The 25,550-nt window shown below is 35.0% G+C and carries 23 protein-coding genes, 1 tRNA gene and 1 pseudogene; 4 read left to right on the top strand and 21 right to left on the bottom strand.

The window, feature by feature from the left end:
- Positions 1-8: 8 nt before the first annotated feature.
- From K5Q12_RS04170 to K5Q12_RS04160, 3 genes are all read right to left on the bottom strand, one after another.
- Positions 9-251 carry a transposase gene (locus K5Q12_RS04170; RefSeq protein WP_220742460.1) on the bottom strand — a complete coding sequence of 81 codons (243 nt, stop codon included), beginning with the start codon at positions 249-251 and terminating at the stop codon, positions 9-11.
- 557 nt (positions 252-808) lie between these two features.
- Positions 809-1,348: a YagU family protein gene (locus K5Q12_RS04165; protein ID WP_220742459.1), complete on the bottom strand. Its 540-nt coding sequence runs from the start codon at positions 1,346-1,348 to the stop codon at positions 809-811.
- A gap of 355 nt (positions 1,349-1,703) precedes the next feature.
- Positions 1,704-1,916, bottom strand: a complete 213-nt coding sequence (locus K5Q12_RS04160; RefSeq protein ID WP_220742458.1) for a transposase — start codon at positions 1,914-1,916, stop codon at positions 1,704-1,706.
- A gap of 87 nt (positions 1,917-2,003) precedes the next feature.
- Here K5Q12_RS04160 and K5Q12_RS04155 point away from each other — a divergent pair.
- Together K5Q12_RS04155 and K5Q12_RS04150 are read left to right on the top strand one after the other, a co-directional pair.
- A pseudogene (locus tag K5Q12_RS04155) lies at positions 2,004-3,684 on the top strand (ABC transporter ATP-binding protein).
- Positions 3,685-3,696: 12 nt separating this feature from the next.
- Complete coding sequence (locus tag K5Q12_RS04150) at positions 3,697-3,936, top strand: phosphate acetyltransferase (RefSeq protein WP_220742457.1); 240 nt, start codon at positions 3,697-3,699, stop codon at positions 3,934-3,936.
- A gap of 13 nt (positions 3,937-3,949) precedes the next feature.
- Here K5Q12_RS04150 and pta read toward each other — a convergent pair whose 3' ends face one another.
- Both pta and K5Q12_RS04140 read right to left on the bottom strand, forming a co-directional pair.
- On the bottom strand, positions 3,950-4,936 hold the full coding sequence (gene pta, locus K5Q12_RS04145; RefSeq protein ID WP_220742456.1) for a phosphate acetyltransferase: 987 nt from the start codon (positions 4,934-4,936) through the stop codon (positions 3,950-3,952).
- A gap of 105 nt (positions 4,937-5,041) precedes the next feature.
- Entirely contained in the window at positions 5,042-5,701 is a 660-nt protein-coding gene (locus K5Q12_RS04140) for a uracil-DNA glycosylase (RefSeq protein ID WP_220742455.1), read from the bottom strand.
- A gap of 45 nt (positions 5,702-5,746) precedes the next feature.
- Here K5Q12_RS04140 and K5Q12_RS04135 point away from each other — a divergent pair, with 45 nt between their 5' ends.
- Positions 5,747-6,289: an LURP-one-related/scramblase family protein gene (locus K5Q12_RS04135; protein ID WP_220742454.1), complete on the top strand. Its 543-nt coding sequence runs from the start codon at positions 5,747-5,749 to the stop codon at positions 6,287-6,289.
- Positions 6,290-6,807: 518 nt separating this feature from the next.
- Here K5Q12_RS04135 and K5Q12_RS04130 read toward each other — a convergent pair.
- The 3 genes from K5Q12_RS04130 to K5Q12_RS04120 all read right to left on the bottom strand — a co-directional run bounded on the left by K5Q12_RS04130 (position 6,808) and on the right by K5Q12_RS04120 (position 9,870).
- A complete protein-coding gene (locus K5Q12_RS04130) occupies positions 6,808-7,950 on the bottom strand; it encodes a PTS sugar transporter subunit IIC (RefSeq protein ID WP_220742453.1) in 1,143 nt (380 codons plus the stop codon).
- Between the two features lie 352 nt (positions 7,951-8,302).
- Positions 8,303-8,932: a uracil phosphoribosyltransferase gene (gene upp, locus K5Q12_RS04125; protein ID WP_220742452.1), complete on the bottom strand. Its 630-nt coding sequence runs from the start codon at positions 8,930-8,932 to the stop codon at positions 8,303-8,305.
- Positions 8,933-9,081: 149 nt separating this feature from the next.
- Positions 9,082-9,870: a 2-keto-4-pentenoate hydratase gene (locus tag K5Q12_RS04120; RefSeq protein WP_220742451.1), complete on the bottom strand. Its 789-nt coding sequence runs from the start codon at positions 9,868-9,870 to the stop codon at positions 9,082-9,084.
- 302 nt (positions 9,871-10,172) lie between these two features.
- On the opposite strand from K5Q12_RS04120, the gene K5Q12_RS04115 reads away from it, so the two are divergent.
- Positions 10,173-10,245 (top strand) — tRNA-Arg (locus K5Q12_RS04115).
- A 30-nt stretch (positions 10,246-10,275) separates the two neighbouring features.
- Here the strand turns inward: K5Q12_RS04115 and K5Q12_RS04110 are convergent.
- From K5Q12_RS04110 to K5Q12_RS04050, 13 genes are all read right to left on the bottom strand, one after another.
- Positions 10,276-10,890, bottom strand: coding sequence for an ECF transporter S component (locus K5Q12_RS04110; RefSeq protein ID WP_220742450.1), 615 nt, complete (start codon positions 10,888-10,890; stop codon positions 10,276-10,278).
- Between the two features lie 107 nt (positions 10,891-10,997).
- Positions 10,998-13,790: an isoleucine--tRNA ligase gene (gene ileS / locus K5Q12_RS04105; RefSeq protein ID WP_220742449.1), complete on the bottom strand. Its 2,793-nt coding sequence runs from the start codon at positions 13,788-13,790 to the stop codon at positions 10,998-11,000.
- Between the two features lie 317 nt (positions 13,791-14,107).
- Positions 14,108-14,776 (bottom strand): DivIVA domain-containing protein, encoded by a 669-nt coding sequence (locus K5Q12_RS04100; protein ID WP_220742448.1) that lies wholly within the window; start codon positions 14,774-14,776, stop codon positions 14,108-14,110.
- A 36-nt stretch (positions 14,777-14,812) separates the two neighbouring features.
- The gene (locus K5Q12_RS04095) at positions 14,813-15,604 is read right to left on the bottom strand and encodes a YlmH family RNA-binding protein (protein ID WP_220742447.1); all 792 of its coding nucleotides are present in this window, start codon (positions 15,602-15,604) and stop codon (positions 14,813-14,815) included.
- A 2-nt stretch (positions 15,605-15,606) separates the two neighbouring features.
- Positions 15,607-15,870, bottom strand: coding sequence for a YggT family protein (locus K5Q12_RS04090; protein ID WP_220742446.1), 264 nt, complete (start codon positions 15,868-15,870; stop codon positions 15,607-15,609).
- A 3-nt stretch (positions 15,871-15,873) separates the two neighbouring features.
- Positions 15,874-16,326, bottom strand: coding sequence for a cell division protein SepF (locus K5Q12_RS04085; protein WP_220742445.1), 453 nt, complete (start codon positions 16,324-16,326; stop codon positions 15,874-15,876).
- Between the two features lie 33 nt (positions 16,327-16,359).
- Positions 16,360-17,679 (bottom strand): cell division protein FtsZ, encoded by a 1,320-nt coding sequence (gene ftsZ, locus K5Q12_RS04080; protein ID WP_220742444.1) that lies wholly within the window; start codon positions 17,677-17,679, stop codon positions 16,360-16,362.
- Positions 17,680-17,700: 21 nt separating this feature from the next.
- Complete coding sequence (ftsA, locus tag K5Q12_RS04075; RefSeq protein WP_220742443.1) at positions 17,701-19,044, bottom strand: cell division protein FtsA; 1,344 nt, start codon at positions 19,042-19,044, stop codon at positions 17,701-17,703.
- A 101-nt stretch (positions 19,045-19,145) separates the two neighbouring features.
- On the bottom strand, positions 19,146-19,883 hold the full coding sequence (locus K5Q12_RS04070; RefSeq protein WP_246570487.1) for a cell division protein FtsQ/DivIB: 738 nt from the start codon (positions 19,881-19,883) through the stop codon (positions 19,146-19,148).
- 4 nt (positions 19,884-19,887) lie between these two features.
- Positions 19,888-20,997: an undecaprenyldiphospho-muramoylpentapeptide beta-N-acetylglucosaminyltransferase gene (gene murG, locus K5Q12_RS04065; RefSeq protein ID WP_220742442.1), complete on the bottom strand. Its 1,110-nt coding sequence runs from the start codon at positions 20,995-20,997 to the stop codon at positions 19,888-19,890.
- A gap of 1 nt (position 20,998) precedes the next feature.
- Complete coding sequence (gene murD / locus K5Q12_RS04060) at positions 20,999-22,348, bottom strand: UDP-N-acetylmuramoyl-L-alanine--D-glutamate ligase (protein ID WP_220742441.1); 1,350 nt, start codon at positions 22,346-22,348, stop codon at positions 20,999-21,001.
- 46 nt (positions 22,349-22,394) lie between these two features.
- Positions 22,395-23,357, bottom strand: coding sequence for a phospho-N-acetylmuramoyl-pentapeptide-transferase (gene mraY, locus K5Q12_RS04055; protein ID WP_220742464.1), 963 nt, complete (start codon positions 23,355-23,357; stop codon positions 22,395-22,397).
- Positions 23,358-23,369: 12 nt separating this feature from the next.
- Positions 23,370-25,550, bottom strand: a complete 2,181-nt coding sequence (locus K5Q12_RS04050; RefSeq protein ID WP_220742440.1) for a penicillin-binding transpeptidase domain-containing protein — start codon at positions 25,548-25,550, stop codon at positions 23,370-23,372.

Raw genomic sequence — 25,550 nt, 5'->3', positions numbered from 1 at the left:
AATGCCTGTCAGGCTATGCGTGATAAAATTTCGTTTTCTTCCTCCAAAATAGCGAGGCGCTTCTCTAGTTGCTTGACGTCTTTTAAAGTCTTTTCCTGACCCTTGATCATGATTGGGGTAGCTTGTTTAACCCAAATAGCAATAGAATCTTTTGATGGTCCAAATTCTTCTGCTAATGATTTGAGTGAACGGCCTTCTTGGTGAAGTTTAACCAATGAATCTTTGAAATCTTGCGAATAACGAATTGACATAAAAATACTTCTATACTTTCATTTCACGGACTGAATAAAAATAGTCCATTTTTTTAGTATAAGAGCATTGCTAATTGCCCAACAACTTTACTAGTTTCTGGATCCATATTTTTATTACCTACCTTGATTTTATTGTTTACATTATAACAAGGTAGCTCTAACGGAACTATATCAAATGATGTTTTTTTATTGTTTCCATATTTATCTCCAATAAAAAAGCACCCGTTAAGGTGCGTGTGTGTCACATATGTAAAACAGGTCAAAATCGACCGGTTTAATATTATACGACTATTTCCAAAATGGAAACTGTCACTATGTACGACGACTCCTCAGAAAGTACAAGCAAAAAGTTTAGTTCACAATTTTAATTCAGGGAAGAGTGCAAAGATAAACTTTCTCAGAAGTCGTCATGTGTATATTTTAACACACATTTAATACAATGTACTTTTTAATTTACTATGTACGAGTAACAGGCAAATGTCACTCATTAAGTTGTGTTTGCGTTCGCGCAATGCTCGTATGTCAATAAAAAAACACCTTAACTGGTGTTTTTGAAGTTAAATATTTACTAAATGACCCTTTTTATCTTTCGCAATCAAGTAATAAACTGTCGCTGCGATTGCCCAAGCCCAAACAATGTGTCCCCAAAACTCTGAGAAGTGTTCTGCAAACGGCTGATTCCATGGTGCTGGCACTGTTCCGAAAGCTGGCATTAGAATAACATGCCAAACAATCCATAGTACAATACCATAAGCAGCGCCTTGCCACAAACCAATATTAGACCAGTATTGTGACACAAAAACGTACAAAATTGAAAATGCGATAGCGAATGAAAAATGTAAAATCAACGTGAACCAAAATACCTTCTGATCTTGTGAATAGTAAACGTACGATTCAACAAGTTTTTTTGGTATTCCTAGTTGCATTGCCATATGTTGTGGCGGATTAATTAAATTGCGGGCAATGGTGCGTGGTGGGAAAATATTTTCCCATCCAATCTTAACCATGCCTGAAATCATTCCTGCAATAAATCCATACCAAATGCTTTTGATGACAATTTCTTTTAAACTTGCTTGCGATTTAGTTAAAGCAAACATAACAATCTCCCTAATGTGAATTTTTTTACAAATTGAAGTATAGTCCTATATCTTTAATTTGTCAATGTGATTAAATACACTAGGTAGTAAGTTTTTTATTTACAGTAGTAATTGCTCAGAAGTCAATAAATTGGACTATTTTTATTCAGTTAATTAGGCGACATTTGAGATACGATTGCGATTATAAAAATTGATATACCAACCAATGGCGCCAATTGTAATAGGTACTAGATTTAATTTTAAGTGCACTTAAAATACGCACAAGCGCGTAGCCTTGTGCTAAAAATTGATTAACTAGCGGCAATCCCACATTACGGACTATTTTTTGGCTAGTAAGATGGCCGCTCAATGCCTGTCAGGCTATGCGTGATAAAATTTCGTTTTCTTCCTCCAAAATAGCAAGGCGCTTCTCTAGTTGCTTGATCATGATTGGGGTAGCTTGTTTAACCCAAATAGCAATAGAATCTTTCGACGGACCAAATTCTTCTGCTAATGATTTAAGTGAACGGCCTTCTTGGTGAAGTTTAACCAATGAATCTTTGAAATCTTGTGAATAACGAATTGACATAAAAATACTCCTATACTTTCATTTTACGGACTGAATAAAAATAGTCCATTTTTTTAGTATAAGAGCACTGTTGTACAGCTCAAATTTTTGATATCCTTAAATGTTAGTTTATTAACTATAATAGCCGGTCTAAACTTTGTGATTCCACAATTTACAAAAAATATAATTGACCATGTATTACCCATTAGTAATAAAAATCAATGGTATTTAAATGTTTTAGGATTACTAATAATAACTGTCTTTCTAGGTTTTATAACTTTTGTCTCGACTTACTTATATGATGCAACTTCTCTCACAACAAGATATAACGAAATTGAGAATTAAAACTTACAACTATATTCTTAAACAAGATTTCTCATTTTTTCAAGATACAAAGACTGGTGATTTGATGGTTCGTTTGACTAGTGATATTAGTAATCTACAAATGTTAATTAGTTCAAATACTTTTGGCATTATTGGCAACTTATTTACTTTTGTTGCCGTATTAGTCTTTCTATTTTGGCAAAACTGGTCACTTACTTTAATGGTAACTCTTACATTCCCAATTTTATTTGTTACCATACGTTTTTTTCGAAATAAAATTCGCGAATCTTTTTCTAAAGTTAGAACCTCTCAAAGTAAAATTAACAATCAGTTGCAATCGACCTTAACTGAAATAGAGCTTATCAAGTTATATACAACTGAGACATTTGAAATTCAAAATTTCAAAAATATTGCAGAAGAATCAAATAAATATTCTTTAGAAGCTACAAAATGGCAGGCGATATTTCAACTCTTAATAACATTTATTAATACAATTGGTACAGCAATCGTATTACTGTTCGGCTCATTACTAGTTATGACTCATCACATGACAATTGGTAGCTTAGTCGCATATCTCGCTTATGTCAGCATGCTACAAGATCCAATACGTTCATTTACAATGTTAATTAATGTTTTTCAAAATGCTCAAGTATCTTATGATCGCATAAAAAACATACTAAGTTATAAACCTAAAATTACTACAATTGACAATCCTCTAAAATTACCTAATCCGCTAGAAACAGGTATTTACTTTCAAAATGTAACATTTAGTTATGACGGAAAGAAACGCATATCTTTGAATAACGTTTCGCTATTTATTCCAAAAGGTCAAACAACGGCACTCGTCGGACGATCTGGTTCAGGTAAAACAACCATTATTAAATTACTAGCACGACTATATGATTACCAAAGTGGCTCAATCAATTTTGATAATGTGAATATCAAAATGTTAGACTTAAAAAGTTTAAGACAAAATATCTCTATTGTTAGCCAAGACGTGACGATAATAGATGGCACAATTGCTGATAATATTAGTTATGGTTCCGTAAATTATTCTGAAGAATCTATTTGGCAAGCGGCAGAAAAAGCTGATATTGCTAGCTTTATCAAAACGTTACCACTTTCATTGGCAACAGAAGTTGGTGAGCGTGGCATTAAACTATCTGGCGATCAAAAGCAAAGACTTTCAATTGCGAGAGCTTTACTAAAAAATTCGCAGATTGTCATACTTGACGAGGCAACTGCGGCATTGGACAACGAATCAGAAAAGGCAATACAACATGCGTTAGACAATTTAATGGTTAGTAAAACATCAATTATTATTGCCCATAGACTGAGTACTGTTCATAAAGCAGATAATATTATTGTCATGAATAACGGACAAATTGAAGAAACTGGCACGCACTCTGAATTGTTAGCATTAAATAGACTCTATCGTCATCTTTATGATTCTCAATTTGAGTAGAAAGAAAATATTATGATTAATAAGATTGAATTATTGAAATTAATGTCAAAAAAATCCAAAACAAAAGCAACCATACAATTTTATGATATGGCTGATCGCTACATTTTGTTTATTGGTGATATTGAAATAGCAATGAAAGAGGATGAAGCACTCGCATTAATTCATGATATAGAAAACTCGCATTTTACAAAGATATTCATTAAAAACAATCACATAGCAGCTGTAATTGATACAAAAAAAACTAACGTTTAAAACGTTAGTTTTTTTATGCTAAAGCCTGGGCTGCTGTAATAATTGCTACTTTGTACACGTCTTCTTCATTAGCACCGCGTGATAGATCCGACACAGGCTTGGCCAAACCTTGCAATATTGGTCCAATTGCTTCAAAACCACCCATTCTTTGTGCTATTTTATAACCAATATTTCCGGCTTCTAAGCTTGGAAATATAAAAGTATTAGCATGTCCCGCAACACTTGACTCAGGTGCTTTTGCTGCACCTACAGACGCCACAAACGCAGCGTCAAATTGCAATTCACCATCTATTTGATTAGCCAAATCTGGTGCCATTGCTTTTGCAAGTTTAGTGGCCTCAGAAACTTTGTCTACTAGTGGTGATTTTGCTGAGCCTTTTGTTGAAAATGATAACATCGCCACCTTGGGGTCAATATCAAACACTTTGGCAGTTTGAGCTGATTGAACTGCTATTTCTGCCATTGTCTCAGCGTCAACATCAATGTTAATTGCTGCATCTGAAAAGACAAAACGCTGATCACCTTTTTGCATAATAAATGCACCAGAAATTCGAGAAGACCCCTTTGCAGTTTTAATGATTTGTAGAGCTGGTCGTACGGTGTCTCCTGTAGGATGAGTAGCACCAGAAACCATGCCATCAGCTTTTCCAGTATATACCAGCATTGTCCCAAAATAATTCACATCTTGGAGCCACTTTGATGCAGTATCAGCATCCGTTTTTCCCTTACGTCGTTCAACCAAGGCTGCATTTAATTGCGCAAGTAATTTTTTATCATAGTTGGAAGGGTCAATGACTTCTATATCTGACAAATCATATCCATTAGCTTTTGCAGTACTTAAAATACCTTGTTCAGACCCTAACAAAATAGGCTTAATTAATCCTTCTTTAGCTAATCGAATAACAGCACCTTGAATACGGCTGTCTTCTCCTTCAGGGAAAACAATAACCTTATTTTCTCCACTAATTTTCTGCTTTAATTGTTCAAATAATTCAACCACAAATCTTCCTCCGGCATTTTAAACATGCTTTTAATTTACAGGTTCATTGTAACAGAATTAAAACTATTTGTCTGTTAAAATATATGAATTTGTGATTTTTTTCACTCATTTTAACCAATCAATTTTTTGACGATGATTCTGTTCTAAAAAAATGTTTGCTTTCGAGAATGGATGACTGCCGAAAAAGCCACGATAAGCGGATAACGGACTGGGATGTGCTGATAAAAGTACTAAATGTTTAGATTCATCAATAAACTTTCTTTTTGATTGTGCATATTTACCCCACAATATAAAAACTGTCGGTTTTGTTTGACTTGAAACTGTTTCTATAATCGCATCTGTTAACGGTTCCCAAACCTTTCCGGCATGTGCATTAGCTTTTCCTTGCGGTACAGTCAATACGGAATTTAGTAATAATACACCTTGTTTAGCCCATGATGTTAAATCATGGGACTGACGATAACCAATATCGGTTGCTAACTCTTTTAAAATATTTTTCAATGATGGTGGTGCAGTCACAACGTCTGGAACCGAAAAACTCAACCCTTGCGCCTGTCCTATTTCATGATATGGATCCTGTCCCATAATAACAACCTTGGTATTTTCCAAAGTTGTGATCGACAATGCAGAAAATATTTTTTCGCGTGGCGGAAACACAGTACCTTGTTTGTACTGTATGTCAATAAATTCTGCTATTTGTGATAGTTGATTAGCTGTTAATTTAGATTTGATATATGGTGCCCATGATGTATGTGATAATGGCATAATTTAAAAACTACTTTCATGTTAAAATTATTGCAAGAGGCAATCATGACAAAATATTATTTAAGACAACGACATAGCATAGATGACGGCGTCAATATTGTATTCGATGAAAACTTTCAAGCAAGTTACTTGGTTTCTGGTCGTACTGGTAAAAAAGGTGACGAATTACATGTCCAAGATATGTCTGGAAAAGTACTTGTACGTATACAACAAACGTCTTATGGTGTATTACCGCGTTTTTCGTTAAAATATCTTGATCACACCGTTGGATCAATTAGTTTTACCTTTGGTCACTTTGGTGATATTGTGTATGTTCGCAAATTAAATTGGCTCATTTCAGGTAACTTTATTGCTGGCAGATACCTCACTACACATAATACCAAAAAATTACTAACAGTAAAGCCAACACTTAGACCAGATGGTATTTATATACGTCTCAACATCACTTTTGACTCCCAAACACCAGTCCATATTGCAATCGCTGCACTATTAGATGTTTGGGGAACAAAATCTAATCCTATGAACACACTTAAATGGCTCCCTGGACAATCAACAAATTTCAAATTAACCTTATGGCATGAATCATGAAAATCTAAAAATATATGCTACTGTTAACTTTCCTTTACGTTAATGTTTATGCTGCTATAGTCATTGAAGAAAAACTATTAGTAACCCTCCTCCTTGGTTGTCCATCTTCTATATAGATTTTTATATGGAGGACAATTTTATGTTAAATGTAACATGCTCATTAACAATTATTTTTGAGTCGCCTTATTAGAAAGGTATTTTTGAAGTTAGAAATAAACAGGATTATTATGTTAATAAAATTACTTTTGGTCTTCTGAACCTACCAATTCATTAATTTTGCAGTGGATTTTAACAAACTGGTCAGGAATCAAATTTTATAAAACATCTTTTAGTGCCAGCCATCTTGATAAAAAAAAAACAGAAAAAAAGAAAGCGCAAGATAAACAATGATTTAAAGAAAAACAATTTCAACTAAAAATGACTAAAAGGAAACAAAAACATCGTCGTCATTAAACTAAATAAAAGACACTAAGAGTACTCTTAGTGTCTTTTATTTAGTTTAAAACTTTTGATATGCATCAAATCATTTCTAAGTGTAATTGATTTGGTTTTGCCCAACCCATCTTTCGCATAATACGATAGCCAACAAATGATACAATGACAGGAATAGCAACACCAACAATCATATATGCTGAAAATGCCACAGGATTAGAACCAGCCAAGGCTAAAGGCACAATGAATGAATTAAATCCAATTCCAGCCATAGCAAACGGTGCTGTGACGTGAAATACCATCGTAGCAATTGGGGCTGCTATTGCTGCACCAATCATTGGTGGAATGATCAACGCTGGATTCTCTGTTAAATTAGGAAATTGAATCTTAGGAGTGACAATACCTTGAGCAATAGTAGCTCCAATTTTATTCTCATGGAATGACATTGCTGGAAAACCAACGAACACTGCTGTCGTACCAATCAATATTGCACCTGCTGCTTCTGGAGATGTTACCCCTGTTGCTCCAATGGCAACAGCTAATGCTGCTGCCGATGCAGGTGTCATTGTTAATGCACCAAATACCATTGCGACAACTGCTGTACCAATAATTGGATTTATTGCAACGCTTGATGCGATAAATTGTCCAATAGCTACTAAAGCTGGTGTTGTAACCATTGCTAGATAATAACCGCTAACTGTTCCTATAATAGTTGTAGCAGCAGGTACAATGACCATATCTAATGGTGTCTTTCCGCTTAACCACTTACCAAATAATACGGCAATAACTGCTGCAATAACTGCTGATATTGGTTGACCCGTTGTAATAATTGCTGATCCTGCTGCTTGCGTCCCAGCGTATCCCGTTGCAGTAACACCAGTAACAGCTGCCTTACTAAAAAATACAGCATTTGCACCAACAGTTGACGCAGCCATGGCACTAAACATAACCATTGTATTCGTCTTCATTTGCGAAGCAACGGCGGCCCCAAAAGCGGCAGGCAACATGACTTTTGTTATAGCGCCCATTTGAACCATGGGTGCCCAATGTATAAACCCTGCAATTGTTTGGAGAAGCAAACCCATTCCCAATGTTACCAAAATGGCATTTGAAACGGCTGCTGAAGTGTTATAAATCAAATCTCTCATTGACTCTTTTGCTTCTCCAACTTTTTCTTGAATTTTTTCTGTTTTAATTTGATCTTGTGACGCAATTGCATTTTGTACCATATTTTTTCTCCGTATTTATTTATATCCATATTTGAGCATTAAATAATCTCTAACAAAAAATAAAAAGATCCTAACGAATACTCGTTAGGATCTTTTTATTTTCCTAACCAGCTACTATTTCATAAAATTACTATGAAAAGTCTAGTAGCTGATTTACTCAAATAACAACCAACTAGACTCATATGAGAAGTAGGTTGAGGAGGAGGGCATTATTCATCTTGTTGTTTTGGTAGTTCTTCATGATAATCTCCTTGTTTGAGCAATTAATTGCTGTTCTCTATATTTATTAATATACAAAAATTAGTAAAAAATGTCAATATTTTTATTTAAATAAGTTTTTTATCACCAAAAATCACATTGTCCCAAATAATCTATCCCCGGCATCGCCAAGCCCCGGCATAATATAACCATTCTCGTTCAAACCATCATCCAACGATCCAGTATAAATATCTACATCTGGGTGGGCTTTTTGAACCGCATCAACGCCTTCTGGAGCTGAAACCAGCGTAATTAGTTTAATATTTTTAGCGCCACGCTTTTTCAAAGCTGAAATAGCATCTTTTGCTGAGCCACCGGTTGCCAGCATTGGATCAACTAGCAAAACATCACGTTGATCAATATCTTCAGGTAATTTAATAAAGTACTCTACCGGTTCAAGTGTTTGCTCATCTCTATACATACCAATGTGCCCGATTTTAGCTGCTGGAATTAATTGAACTATCCCATCAACCATACCTAATCCGGCTCTCAAAATTGGAACAACAGCTAATTTTTTACCTGCTAACTGCTTTTTAGTCGTTTTAGCAACTGGTGTTTCAATTTCAACATCTTCCAATTGAAGATCTCGGCTGGCTTCGTATGTCATTAGCATAGCTATTTCATCGACAAGTGCGCGAAAATCTTTAGTTCCAACCGTCTTACGACGTATCATCGTTAACTTATGTTGAATTAACGGGTGATCCATTTCAACAAATTTTCCCATGGTTACTTATATTTTAGAAGTGCAGTAAAATTACACAACGTTTCCTTTCATGAATAGTCTTTTCTTTTGTTCATTATATCAAAAAATTATTTATACTGGAAACGCTTTCTTATTATAAGAAAATGCATCAGTTTTTTATAATCAATAATCTATTTTGATTTGACATTTAATACAACATCACTAAATCCATTAGTAAAACTAACTCGCCATTCTCCAGCAACTAATTTTGGTGGTAATAAAAATGTTCCTGTTGATGCATATGTTCCAGCAGTGAAAGGATGTCCTTGAGAAGCTAATTTCCCAACAAGCCATTGAAGTGACATTAAAGGATTTCCTAAAACTTCTGACCCAAATCCTTCACTAACTTTCTGACCATTGTGTGTCAGTGTAGCTTTAACCTCAGCTAAGTCTTGAACATTTAGTTCATCCCCGTTTCGAGATTCTCCAGATACCACTGCACCTCCAACAGCTGAATCGCACAATACTAAATATTTATCTAAACGTGGAAACCAATCTTTAAATCTAGCATCGGGAACTTCCAATGCTGGTGCAACGGTTGTATTATTTAGTAATTCCTCTAAATCCATATCAGGTGTTAAATCTTTTTTCGCTGTAAACTGCAATTCTACTTCAACAAGAGGCTCATTGTAATCTGATAAATCTAGCGTACATGGTGATTTCAAAAAACGACTTGCAACTTGTGCACCGTAAAGTGGCGAATCTGAATTAAACATGGCTTGTGTTTCTGGCGATGTTAACGATACTTTATAGCCTGCAGTCTTTTCTGTTTTATGAGACATCACCACTTCTTGAACTTCATATGCCGTATCAAAATCATTTACTACACCGACATACTTGTCACGTTCTAATGGTTGATTTTGATTGAATGCATTTCCCAATCGTTCAGCTAATTTTTTTTGTTCTACTGTTAATGTCATAATCCTTCTCCCCTTTTGATCCAAACAAAAACGAGCTACTATGGTAAGTAGCTCGTTTTCTAAGAAAAACACGGCTACCTATCAAATAAATTGATAGGCACCACGAAATGTCAGCACCTATCATTCAATAATGATAATGCTGATAATAATTCGTGAATTTTTATAAGATGTGTTTTTCATAATGTTTTTCTCTTTTTTATTTAATAATTATATTAAATCACACACAAATTATTTTGTCAATTAGTGACATCTATAATATAAATAACTATTTTCGAGTAATTTAGTGTATAATAATATAGTTCGCACTAATAGTTTAACAGGATAAAACGGGGACCTCCTAAGTCTTTGCTCCCAGTTCGAGTCTGGGTTAGTGCATAAAAAAAGCTTGCAATGTGCAAGCTTTTTTTATCCAACAATTTGTGCTTTTTCAGCTACAGGAAGCAAAATATTGCCAATTATTGAAACAATAACAATGCCCACAATTATTTCAAAAATTGCATTGAATGAAACAATGCCAAGTAACCAAAATAATATATTATGATTTGGTACGCCAGTAAAATTAGTATGCATTATACTAAATCCCAAAGTGGTAAGCAGTAAAACACCAGTTGTATTAATTAATGCTGCCAACATACCTAATAATGCTAATCCAAACGATCTAACTGACTTTGAACGTTTCCGAAAAAAATGGTTAAACAGCCAGCCTATTAATAATCCTACAAATACTCTTGGTAAAATAGCAGTGAATGGATTTTGAAAAATTAATGATCCTATTGTTCCTGGATGAGTTAATGCGTTAATCAACGATGCAATACCCCAAAAAAAACCAACAATCGCACCATACTTTGGTCCAAGTAAAATGCCAGAAATAGCAACAGTAAATTGTATAATGGTGGCACTTGCACCAACCACAAATGCACCTAACGGCATAATGCCTAACCATGGTACCATCATTTGTAAAATTACAATGGCAACAAACATTGTTGTTAAAATGTAGTATCTATTTTTTTTATTTGTCATACTAGTATCCTATTTTTTTATCATGACCAGTTAAGTTACATTGTATCATGCAATGCGTATTTATATAAATCAAAAAAGATTATGTTTTTAACATAATCTTTTTTGATTTATTCCAATCCTTCTGAAACAGCTTCAGGATAAAACTCTCTAATAATTTCAGCTTCATGTTTTGACAATTCTGGGAAAGCAGGATCAGCTCCTAAATCTTCATGGAACATACGATCACGTGGTGATACACCACCTGCTGCACGTGAAACTACTATTTTGAATCCATCGTAATCTTTGATACTGTTATCACTAGTCGTTGATTCCAAATGTAATTGAGAAACCATTAGCAACATTCTTATATTAGCATTCAACTCACTTACCAATGTTTGTTGTTCGTCTGTTAAGTATAATGTCAACGCCGCTTCTGCATTTTTTCCAATCAATTCAGAGGCTCTTGCTTCTTCAAGTGCTTTGTTGACAGAATTGCGCATTATCATAAACTTTTCCCAAGTTTCAAGTAGTTGAGTTGTATCTCCAAGATCTTGGACTTCAGGCATATCTGATAAATAAGCAAAATCTGTTGTTTCATTTGGCAAGTATTCCCAAACCTCTTCCGCCGTATGTGGTAATACAGGTAACAATAGTTTAGTTAATGCCAATAGTGTTTCATAAAATACTGTTTGCATTGAACGTCTAGCATGACCAGTTGGTGCTTCAACGTAAACAACATCTTTAGCAATATCTAAATAAAAGGCTGATAAATCAACATTAACAAAATTAATGACACGCTTGAAGACATCATTAAATTGATAATTATCATAGGCACTACGTACATCCTTAATAAAATTATTTAACAGCACTGAAAAATATTGATCATGAGCTGCACGCTCTGCATAGGTTACTGCATCAGTCTGATAATTAAAGTCTGAAGTATTAGCCATCAAAAATCTTAACGTATTTCTTAATTTACGATAGCTTTCAGAAACTTGCTTAAGAATTTCGTTTGATACGGGCATGTCTTGTGAAGTATCTACTGAAATAGTCCATAATCTTAAAATTTCAATACCCATTTGATTTGCAACGTCTAATGGTGAAATTGTATTTCCTAATGACTTAGACATCTTGTTACCCTTACCATCTAATGTGAAGCCTTGGGATAAGACATTCTTATATGGTGCATGTCCTGTTACAGCAACTGATGTAATCAAAGAAGAATTAAACCAACCACGATACTGATCTGACCCTTCTAAATACAAATCAGCAGGGTAGTCTAACTGCTTACGTGTATTCATAACACCAGCCCATGAAGAACCAGAATCAAACCAAACATCCATAATGTCTTCTTCTTTTTTAAATAAACCATTAGGTGAATGTTCGTTAGTATAATCTGCTGGCAATAAGTCTTTTGCTTCATGCTCAAACCAATAATTTGAACCATACTTTTCAAATAAATCAGCAACATGATTAATAATTGTTTGATCTAAAATAGGTGTTTGATCTTCTGCATAAAAGATAGGAAGTGGTACACCCCAAACACGTTGGCGAGAAATGACCCAATCACCGCGATCGCGAATCATATTATAAAGACGTTTCTTACCCCATTCAGGATAAAATGTGACATTATCTAGGTCATTTAAAATACTTTGACGAAATTTATCAACTGATGCAAACCATTGTGGTACTGCTCGCCAAATAATAGGCTTTTTAGTTCGCCAATCGAAAGGATATGAATGTGTTATTTTTTCTTTAGCTAAGAATAAATTCTTGTTACTCAATTTTTCAATAACCAAGTCGACAACATCATCATAAAACTCACCTTCAAAATCTGTCCCAGCTGACGCGGTCATGAATCCCTTTTCATCAACTGTTACAGCAACTTCTAATCCATATTTTTGACCAACATTAAAATCATCTTCACCAAATCCTGGCGCAGTATGGACAAGACCTGTACCTGAATCAAGAGTAACATGATCCGCATTCATGACCATTTCTTCAGCACTTTCATCCCACGGATGGAAAGCTGTAATACGATCCAAATCTTGACCTTTATAAGTGGCTAAAGTTTTATAATTTTCCCAACCAAACTTAGATGCAATAACATCCAGTCTGCCGGTAGCAACGACAAATTTTCTAGTTTCGCCTTCAGGTTGAATAACAGCATAATCCATGTCGGGACCTAAAGTAATCCCTCTCGATGCTGTAACAGTAAATGGTGTTGTGGTCCAAACAACAAAGTAAGTATCCGAATCTAGAATTCCCTTTCCATCTTTTACCTTATTAGCATAATACAATGATGTCGAGTCAATATCATGATACTCAATTTCAGCTTCAGCCAAAGCCGATTCTGATGACCAAGACCAGTAAACTGGCTTTGAACCTTTAAAGATATACCCCTTGCCTGCCATTTCACCAAAAACTCGAACTTGTGCAGCTTCAAATTCTGGTTGTAAGGTAATATAAGGATTATCCCAATCTGCCATGATTCCTAAACGCTTAAAATCATTACGTTGCTTATTTACTTGTTCTAAAGCAAACTGTTTTGCTAAGTCTCGCCATTCTGACTTTGGCATAGACTTACGATCATGACCTGCTTTGGTTAATTGTTGTTCAATAGGTAATCCGTGAGTATCCCAACCAGGAACATAGGGTGCATAGTACCCAGACATATTTTTATAACGAACAATAATGTCTTTTGAGATTTTATTTAAAGCATGCCCTAAATGAATATTTCCATTTGCATACGGAGGACCGTCATGCAAATTAAAATGAGGTTTCTTTTCGTTTTGTGCCAATCTTTGATTATATAGATCTGCATCATACCATTTTTGTTGACGTTCCGGTTCTGTTTTTGGTAGTGACCCTCGCATTGGGAATGCAGTTTTTCCTAGATTTAGTGTATCTTTATATTTCATAGTTACTCTCCTCTTTTAAAGTATGTAAATAATGACAAAAAAATCCCTGTATATTTATTTCTAAACACACAGGGACGCATAAGCGTGGTACCACCCATTATTTGATTACAACGCTTCCTATGTAACATAACAATATGCCATTGTAATCCTCAATCCAGTCTTAACGATCTGCACCGTTTGAACTTACTGACTATTCAGCTCAACATTTTATGTAACTGATCTGAAAGATTACAGGGACGATCATCTCTAACCATCATGACTCGCTGCACGTATGAAAATCTTTCTTGCTGTTTTACACTTTAATTTATTTTGTAAAATTAATCCGGCAATACAATAACAGGTCCTTGATCTGGATCATCACTTTCGTTTTCAACGTTGTGAAGTTGATTTGTGCCATCCATCTCAACTGTCTGCTCTGGCATTACAACCTCTGTCTCAATTTCGTTGTCGCGTGCTAATCTCTCGGCACTCGTTTTGCCTAATGGTAACTTAACAATTGCCTTTGCTAACTCATCATTTTCTAATAGTTTACGCTGAAGTTCCAACAAATTCAAGAAAGAATTTTTAAATTCTAGAACTTTTTGTCGTAAATCATTTTGTTCCTCAACTAAATCAGCATTTTCTTGTGCTAAATAACTTGCTTCATACTCTGCTTTTGATTTAGCATCACTTATGATTTTTGTAGCTGCTTCTTGCGCATGTGTTAGTTGCTTTTTTACTTCTATGTCAGCATCTTTTTTTAAGCGATCTGCTGCTTCTTGTGCGACAACAATAGACTGAGTTACCTGCTCACGTTTTGCTTCTAACTCATCAACCTTGGCTTGTAATTGTTCATTTTCATGAGCTAACTTATTACGCTCAAAAATTGTGGTTTGATAATCAGCGTTAACTTTATCCAAAAAAGCATCAACTTCAGATGCAATATATGCTCGTGAACCTTTCTTTGTAAACTCATGATTTAAAATTTCTTCAGGTGTTAATGACATCTTTCTCTCCTTAACAAATTAATTGAATTTTCAAAACTACCGCTGAATAACTTTTAAAATTACTTTTATTTTGTCTTTTTTACTTTTCCCTTCGACTTTTTCTATTTTAAAACGGCCATATTTTCTAACCGATACAATATCCTCAGTCGATAAAACAAAATCAGCTCTTACTTCGGTGGCCCAGTTAATTTTCACTTGTTGTTGCTCAATTAGTGTTTTGGATTCTTTTCTACTCAAGTTGTACACTGCAGAAATAACTGAATCAACTCTCAAAGAAGATAGCAACTCGAATTGATCATCCCAGTCAACAGTACTCTGCAAGGTCTCAGAAAAATTTTTATTTTCAAATGAAACTCGAACATTCCCAATTTTTACAACATTTTGAATAACATAATTAGCTAACTTTTTATCAAGAAAAATTTGCCAATGTTTATGTTCATCTCTTAAAATATCACCAAAAAATGACCTATCAATCCCATTGTGAATTAATGATCCCAAAATCGTTGAGTGATGCAATTCGGAAAATTTTTCAGGATAAATTATTTCCAATAAGTCAATTTGAAAATCGTCAACTGTTGGCTCAAAATATTCTGGATAAATTAAGGCTCGTTTACTTTCAGCTTGAGTAGTTCCGCCATTAAACGCAACTTTGACTGTGCCATGATGATTAACTAACGTTGACACAATATACTGTTCTCTAGGATTTAAAAATTTAGTCAAAATGCCTTGGTAATTATTGTTAGCCTTTTGTATCCAATCGGAAACTTTTTGAATAAAAAACATTTCTTCTGATCTAAAATGTTGTTCAAGATTTATAAACATTGACATAACTAAAAAATCAACATCAAGAGATGTGCTAAACCACTAGTTGCAAAATTCAAAGCTAAAATAGCTACAATTGGAGAAATATCAATTATACCAGCTATAGGTGGTATTACTTTGAATAAATTTAAGTACGGCATCACAATACGGCTCAACAATCGGCCCAATTGAGATTGCTGTGCCCCAGGAAACCAAGACATTAAAACATAAATAATTATGGCATATTCGTAATAACGAGCAATTCGAATAATCCAATCTAAAATTAGTAACATATATTAGTACCGTGTATTTGGTTCTAAATTATCTGTTAACGTACCAGATATTTCGAAAGTATCAGGTGTTACCAAGAAAATAGATTGTCCAATACGTTCAATTTCACCATTAACTGCGTATACAGCCCCACCTAAAAAGTCCAAGATGCGCTTAGCTTGTGCCTCATCAATTTGTGTAAAGTTAACAATTACTGCCTCCCCACCTAAAATTTGTGACGCTATTGCACGTGAATCAGAATATACCTTGGGTTCAAAAAGCGCAATTTTACTGTTGACATTATTTGGATCCGTCATTGTTTGACGACTAAAATAAGTTGCTGACTGTTGTCCACTGTTTTGAACTGGTTGTTGATATTGCTGTTGTTGATGCTTTTGACCATTGTTATCATAGTCATCTTCATAATAATCATCTTCTTCATTACTGAAAAGACGCTTAATTGTATCGACTACTGCCATGTTTTCTCCTTACCCGGCTAAATTGTTTTAGGATTAACGCTTTTTAAAAAATGGAGGTTGCTCATTATCGTCTTCAACATTTGAAAAGTCGACTGTACCCTGATTTGCAGTGGGTGTATTAAATACGTCAAAAGATTGTTTTTGTACACCATCAAATCTCTTATCTTCTGCAAAGGCATCTTTAGATTCACCACTAATATTCCAATCAGCAAAAGGGTCATTAGTTGTTGGTTTAACTGCTTGAGTTGTTGTGTTATTATTCGATGATTCAAATACAGATGTTTTTGGTTGTGGCGCAACCACTTCTTGCGTTTGATTGTTTTGACTATTGACACCAAAAACACTAGCTGCATTTGCTTTAGGAGCTGATGATTGTTTTTGAGACACATCTGTTGCCAACTTTTGAAGTCCTGTTGCAATAACCGTTACACGTATTGAGTCACCAAGTTCTTCATCAATTGATGTTCCAAAAATAACGTTAACTTCTCTACCAGCCTCTTGAGCAATCACTTCAGAAGCAGTTTGCGCTTCAAACAATGACATATCAAGGCCACCTGTAATATTAAGTAACACATCCTCAGCCCCAGACATATCAACCTCTAGCAAAGGTGATGATATCGCCTGTTTTGTAGCATCGGCCGCACGCGTTTCACCACTAGCTTGTCCAACACCCATTAATGCTGGTCCAGCATCTTGCATGACAGTTTTCACGTCAGCAAAATCTAAGTTAATAAATCCTGGATTAGTGATTAGTTCTGAAATACCACGCACGCCTTGTGCTACAACCTCATCAACAACCTTGAAGGCTTCTGACAAAGGTGTACGCAAATCAATGCGATCTTTCAAACGTTCGTTTGTAATTACAATTAAAGAATCAACAGACTCTGATAAAGCTTGTAATCCTTCGGCAGCAAATCTACCACGTTTAGGACCTTCCCATCTAAACGGACGTGTAACTACTGCTACAGTCAAAGCTCCCTGTTCTTTGGCAATTCTCGCAACAACAGGTGCAGCACCATTTCCTGTACCACCACCCATTCCGGCAGTAATAACTACCATATCTGCTCCAGATAGCGCAGAAGCAATGTCCTCAGAAGATTCTTCGGCTGCCTTTGTTCCTCGCTCAGGGTTAGATCCTGCGCCTAAACCACCAGTAAGTTTAGGACCAATTTGAATTTTAACGTCAGCTTTTGATTTATCTAACGCTTGTACATCTGTATTAGCCACGATAAATTCAACGCCGCTTACACCTTCTTCAATCATATGGTTAACAGCATTAGATCCACCGCCTCCCACTCCGATTACTTTTATGATTGCACCTGATTCTTGGGCATCGTCAATTGAAAAATCCATGAATTGTCTCCTTAAAATTTACTAATCTTCGCGAAATAGATTCTTAGCCTTTTGCATCCATTTGGCAAAAAAACTATTTTGATTTGTTTCATTACTATACTGATATTCGTCAAAAATTTGATTAGTCGAATCAGTAGTTTCTTGATAAGCAGGCATCATATTTTGTGATTGCTCATCAGCAGGAAATTTATCAATATCATATTTTGACATGATAACATTTTTAATTACTTGTTGAGTCATATTTTTTCGTGAGGCAAACATTGCGTAAGACATAGCACGAGTATAAGAAGGATGACGTAGGCCAATTTGATCTGGCACAAATAATCTCACATTGTCACCTAATATTGTTTTAGAAAAGTCAACAATACGTGGTAAGGCTGCATTCCCCCCTGTCAAAACAAAACCACCCGGCATATCCAAACCATTTACTGCACTCAATGGCTCGAAAGCACGACCTAGTATTTGTTCCAGTCGTGCAGCAATAATTTCAGCTAAATAGTGTTCATTTGAAGTTTGTGGAACAGAGTCACCAACAACTTCAACTGTAAATTCATTTCTAACATTGGCTTGGGAAGGATCAGCATACCCATAATTGCGCTTTAATTTTTCAGCATTATTATATGATGTACTCAACACAGTGGATATATCTTTTGTGACATTGTCGCCACCTTCTATATCAATGGTATGAAATTTCAGCTTGCGATCGTGCATGATAAATGTTGTAGTTTGACCACCACCTAAATCAATAATGACGGTACCAAAATCTTGTTCTCCATCATTTAGTATGCTCGTCCCAACAGCAAGTGGTGACAAAACAAATTCTCGCAATTTCAAACCAGCTTTTTGAATTGCCATACGTGTATTATCTAATATTTTACTTGGTCCAAGATACGCTGTCCCGTGCATCTCAAGTCTAACACCTATCATCTCATGGGGATCTTTAATACCATCGAACCCATCAACGCTAAATTCCTCAGCGATTAATTCTATGACATCACGATCTGCGGGCACATTGCTAGAAATAGCTTGTCGCGTAACATTTTGGACATCATTATACGTTATTCTTTTATTTTGATTAGCAATTGAAACCAGCCCATCAACATGTATAATGTCGATTTGGTTAGCAGGAATACCAGCTACCACTTCATTAATTTGAATATTAGCTTTTTCTTGTGCTTGATTAATTGCTTCTCGAATTGCATTAGCTGTTGCATCTATATCAACAATCACACCCTTATGTAATCCACGTGATGGTGCATTACCTGCGCCAATAACATTAAACTGATTCCCAATTGTTTGCGCAATGACAACTTTAATTGACGTTGTGCCAATATCTAAACCAACTGTCACGCCTGAATTATTCATGCATTGTGCCCCTTTACATTTTTTTACAAAGTATACCTAAGAATAATAATATCACAAAATAGCTATCTCTTGTTATTTTTTAATAAATGTCTTATAATAATTTATTTTTTCAAATTGCTCTTATCAGGTTTATCAGTACCATAAGCATAAGAATAAGCACCGAATTGTAAATCTACGATACCTTTATTGGGCATTTGGGCTGCTATGCCAGGATAATAACTCACTTTTTTACCAAATGTATCAATTGAGGCGTAAATAGTATTACCATCATTCATGACTACAACTATCCTTGAAGCATTATCCTTTGTAGGTGAAAAAATTATTTGGCTAATATTTTGACGTAATGTCAATTCTTGGCTAGAAAATTGCTTTGCTACTATTTGAAGCGATTGATTATTTTTAAAGCCCGAATAAACGGGAGCATCCCCTTTAGGAAAGTTTATTGCTTTCAAATTGGCATTTCTGTCCATTACATACCACTTATTATTTTTATTAACATAACCTGATGTCACTTTTTCAATCACATTAATTAAAACAGTATTCCCTTGATGTTTTATAGTGACCGAATCAATTTTATCATCAGCTTTCAATATTTTGTTTGATAGAAAAGCCGTTTGCCCTAGTATTTTCCAATATGGTGTTCCCACACTAATCTGAGCATATTTCTCTATTTTTTGTTGTGATAGTTCCATAGAAGAAACATCAACATGGCTTATGTTACGCCATGGTTGCAAAGTACCAATCGTGCTAGTGATTAACACAATAAAAATAATTAAACTAAAAATGAATGGCTTGCTATATTTTCTAACTAATTGTTTTTTTTCATAATTAGCATTCAAAGAATTACCTCTTTTTATCTTCAATCGCATTGATTAATAATTTATACAATCTATCACCTGCATCAGGCATGCCTACTTTGGTTGCCTGAGCTGCCATTTTATCACTCAATTTTTCATCTAATAGAAGTGAGTCTACCGCCGTAACTAATTTATCACTCGTTAATTCTGACTCAACAATAGCTAGCGCAGCACCCGCATCAACTAAACTCTGTGCATTCTTTGTTTGATGATCACCCGTAACATGTAAACTAGGTATTAAAATCGAAGGAATACCTAGTGATGTAATTTCAGCAATGGACGTTGCTCCTGCCCTAGAAACAATCACATTTGTTTGCTTTAACATACTTGGCATGTCATCAACATATGGTAGAATTCGAACATTTTCAGCAGGTGCTATATTTTTTTCTTGCAGTAGTTTAATTACAGATTCATACCTTTTAGGACCAGTAACAAATACAACTTGATAATTTCTAACATTAAATGCCATCATCGCATTTATAACAGCCAAATTTATTGCTGGTGCTCCTTGAGACCCCCCAAAAATTAAAACAGTCTCTTTATCATCACGCAAACCTATTTGTTGCCATGAAAATGATGACTTCATTTCAGCAACTTGTTGTGCTCTAGGATTTCCAACCAATCTAACTTTTTGAATAGGAAACTGTTCTTTTGCAATATCAAATGCTACACCAATTTTAGTGGCACCACGAGATAAAAATTTATTAGTCACACCAGCAACTGAATTTTGTTCATGAATAACAGTTGGAATATTCATTCTTTGTGCAGCATAAACAACAGCACCAGCGACATAACCACCTGTTCCAATCACAACATCAGGTTTAAATTGTTTAATAATCTTTTTTGACTCTTTAACGGCCTTCAAAAACAGTTGGACTGTTTTAATATTATGTATGGATATTGATCGACTAAACCCTTGAACATTAAGTTGTACAAATGGCAAACCTGCTTTAGGCACAATTGTCGATTCAACACCACGTTCAGATCCAACATACAGAAACTCAGCTTCTGGATGATGGTGCTTGATTACTTCTACTAAAGCAAGCGCTGGATATATATGTCCACCTGTTCCGCCACCTGATAATATCACACGCATACTATACCCCCAATGTTTGTTTCAATTCTTTGACAAATTCTTCGCCACGAATTTCAAAATTTTCGTACTGATCCCAACTTGCTGCAGCTGGGGATAGTAGCACAACATCTCCAGATTCAGCGCATTTATTTGCAACAGGCACTGCTTCTTTAACACTTGTCACAGTGATGACTGGTTTGCTAGCAGCTCTAGCTAATTCTACAACTTTTTGTTGCGTTTCACCAAAAGCAATGACTAATTTAACGTGGAGTAAATCAGGTAATAACCTCATAAGATCGTCACCACGGTCTAACCCACCAGCTAACCAAATCGTTGGTTGTTGAAAACTTTCTAACGCTGTTTGTGTTGCTTCAATATCTGTTGCTTTAGAATCATTGTAATATTTAATCTGATTGTATGTTCCAACATATTCTAAACGATGCTTAACTCCTCCAAATTCTTTCAAAACTTTTTTAATTGATAAATTTGAAACTTGAAGTTGTTTAGCAACTGTTACTGCTGCCAGAATGTTTTGCAAGTTATGCGGTCCTACTAACTTGATTTCAGTTAGGGGCATGAGCGGTTCGTTATCAATTATTAAACTATCACCACTAATTCTAACAATATTTTCTCTATTTCCACTTGAAAATTTTATAACTTTAGCATGTGTATCCGATTCGAATTTAGCTGTATCTTTTCCCTCAGCATTTAACACCAAAATTTGATTGCTAGTTTGATTTTTTGTAATTTGAAATTTTGCATTCACATAATTTTCTCGATTACCATGATAGTCCAAATGATTTGAAAAAATATTTGTAATTAATGCAATATCTGGTTGAATGTCTGGTGTCCCCATTAATTGAAAACTAGATAATTCCAAAAGCAATATATCTGTTTCTTTCAGACTTGTCATAACTTCACAAACAGGTGTCCCAATATTTCCAGCTGTTACAACAGATTGATTATCTGCAAGTAACATGTCTCTGATTAATGACGTAGTTGTTGTTTTACCATTAGATCCAGTTACAGCGACAACTTTGCCTTCAAAAGAACTCAGTGCAATTTCGACTTCAGTTAAAATTGGAATATCAAGAGAAATAGCTTTTTGAATGATAGGTGTTTCATACTTAATACCTGGATTTTTAATCACGTAATCAAATGTACTGTCTAACACATTATCAGAATCGTTTTCAATGAAAATCACACCGTCATTAACTAATTTTTGATATACTTCATCTGCTTTATTAAACGTACTATTATTAACAACTACTACTGTCGCTCTTAGTTCAACTAGTCTTTGTGTCGCAGCCTTACCTGAACGAGCCCAACCAAATACCATTATTTTTTTATTTTTAAATTCTTTTGATTCCATAATAACCTGATTTCTAATTTAATTATGTACGCGAGAAATCTCGCTTTTAATTCATATAAAAGATGCCTGAGACAGCTAAAATAAGCGATATAATCCAAAACAGCACATCAATTTGCCATTCAGTCCAGCCAAATTTTTCAAACGAATGATGTATAGGAGCCATTGGAAATATTCTTTTTTTCCAAAAGTGATAACCTACAGTTTGAATAATTACTGATAGTGTCTCGATGACAAATACAAGACCAAACCAAACAAGTGAAAATGGTATACCTAGTAAAATTGATTCAATAGCTAAACCAGCTCCTAATGCTAAAGATCCTGTATCTCCCATAAATATTTTTGCTTTTGGTTTATTAAAAATTAAAAAGCCAATCAGCGCACCAATAATAGAAAAATTAAACAAGACAATAATTTGATTATGCATATGCATTGCAATCATTGTATATGCCCCATACACAATGATTGCATTTCCTGTTAGTAAGCCGTCAAGACCATCTGTTAAATTAGTTGCGTTAGACCATCCTACAAGCCAAAACCACAAGAATACGAAATAAAAATTACCTAAATTAATTGTGCCAATTAATGGTATGTAGAGCGTAAATGGAAAACCAATTAGCCACATAACACACATAATAATTGCAGCACTCACTGTCTGAGCTAACATTTTAGGTTTAAACGAAAATCCATCATCTGCATGGTTAACAAGTTTCAGTGCGTCATCAATACCACCGATAAGCGCATAAGCCAGAACTGCCAATACAGGAATAGCAATCAACTTTAATCCGACAATACCAGAAAATAACGAACTCGCAATTATTGCACTAATTACTGCTGCTAATACGAATAAAACACCACCCATGCTAGGTGTCCCAGATTTTGCCTGATGATCAGGACCAAGTTTGCGAATAACTGCTTGTTCTTTTGATTGTTTTAAAAATTTAATTAAAAACGGCATAAATACTACCGTTATTATAAATGCTCGAGCCAACGCCCATAAATTATCTGAAATCATTCGTTCTCCCTAATTCTTCTCTTTTAACTCAATATCTACTTGACTACTACTTACTATTAGTTGATCTTTCGCGATACTTTGCTTCGTTATATAACCAGATCCTTGCCAATTTAGTTTAAATCCAACTGCATTTGCATATGATTGTGCATCTGCTAAACTCCAACCAAGCATGTCTGGTAAATGTGAGTTTCCTTTTGCTTTTAAAATAATCAACTGATTAGTTAATGATTTTTGTTCAGGCAATAATGATTGTTCTAATACCTTACCGTTTGAGCCGACTATAGCAACCCTAAATCCAGATTTATTCAGTTTTACTGATGCATCCTTAATACTCATTCCAATAACATTAGGCACTGTTTGTTTCGTCGTCTTTGATTTTACAGCACTACTACTATTATTCAAAGCCTGAAGCATTAGTGGCTGAAAAACTTTGTTCATTGTTTGTTGAATTGTAGGATCGGGGAAATTTTTAGGCTGCTTAATCGCCAAATAAAAAATATATTTTGGATTTTTTTCTGGTGCAAGCGCGACAACCGAATGTATCGCATTATTTAATCCTTGTAAATAACTTCCCTTATCAGCGACCTGTGCCGTTCCTGTCTTTGCAGCAACTTGATAACCAAATTTTCTGAGATCAAATTCTCTTGCTGTTCCTGTTGGTTCATTGACAACGTCAATCATATACTTTCTCACTTGCTTAGCGGTAGTCGACTTTATCGGCCTTGCAACATCTTCCGTTTTGCCTTCACTCACTACAGCACCAGTTGATGGATTAACAATTTTATCGACAAAATATGGTTTGATTTCTTGGCCATCATTAGCAATCGCTGAATAAGCTTGTAATAACTGTAAAGGTGTAACACTAATACCTTGCCCATATGCTGTATTAGCTTGATCAATTGGATAATTAAAAGAAATAGAACCACTGTCTTCACCATTCAAACCAGCATTAGTTGGTTGTAAGAAATGAAATCTCTCTAAATAATTGCGCCAAGTGTTGGCGCCCAATTTTTGCTCGGTTTTAGCAAACGCAACGTTAGAAGAACGCCAAAATCCTTCTCTATAAGTCAGTCTTCCTTCTCCTTGACCAAAAGCATCAACTACTTTTTTACCATCAATTAGAAGTGTTCCAGATTGATAAGTTTCATTTGGCGCCCATTTTCCTGTATCAATAGCTGCAGCTAAAGTTATTCCTTTCATTGTTGATCCTGGTTCAAAAGCATTTTGGTCTAATAGGTTACTCCACAATTTAGGAGATATAGGTTTATCATTAGGATTGAAGTTTGGACGCTGTGTCGCTGCTACTATACGCCCTGTCTTTGCCTCCATGAGTACGCCAACAGCAGACTCTGGTTTAGTGGCGTTGAATAAATCTTCCATTGTAGTTTCTAATGTATTTTGCAAATTGCTGTCTAGTGTCAGATAGACATCATTTCCATCCTCAACTGTTTTACTATCTTGGAGGTTTTCAGTTTCACCATCGTATTTTTTTATACCGTCTTTTCCTGAAAGCGTGGTATTTTCAGCAGCTTCAATCCCCATTAATCCTGTTTGTTTAATCAAGCCGGTTTTAGGATTATCCACTGTTTGCATAACACCTATCAAGTGTGAAGCGGTTGCATCTTCAGGATAAACTCGTGAAGGATGTGGGGTAAAGTTAATACCTGGTAAATTAAAAGATTGTATTTTTTTATACTGTTCAATGCTTAAGTTTTTACTTGCTTGTACTTTATCAGATATAAATTCAACTTGATAAGCCTTTTTCTCAAGCCTTTTTAATATATCTGATTTACTCATTTTAATCACTTGACTTAACTTACTAGCTGTCTCTTCTGGATCAATAACATGCCCAGATCCCGCTATATATTTATTAGAATTAGCCTCCTTAATACGATTTACTTTCTTATCTAAAACTGCATACATATCATACACAGTTGTATTTTCAGCTAATACCTGCCCTGAAGCATCATATATCTTTCCTCGACTAGCAGGTACTAATTGTTTCGCCATGAATGCTTGACGTGTAGCGTCATTGAGATTATGTCCGTCGATTGAACCACTAGCAATTACAAAAAGACGAATACCAAGTCCCAAGATTACAATCGTCATTGCACCCAATAACACAGCACCAAAAATTTTGGTGTTTGTTGTAACTCTTTTATTTGGTATTCGTCTTTTATTGTTTTCCAT

This window comes from Leuconostoc palmae (assembly GCF_019656075.1).
GTDB lineage: Bacteria > Bacillota > Bacilli > Lactobacillales > Lactobacillaceae > Leuconostoc > Leuconostoc palmae.
This window is presented reverse-complemented; position numbering and strand designations above follow the sequence as displayed.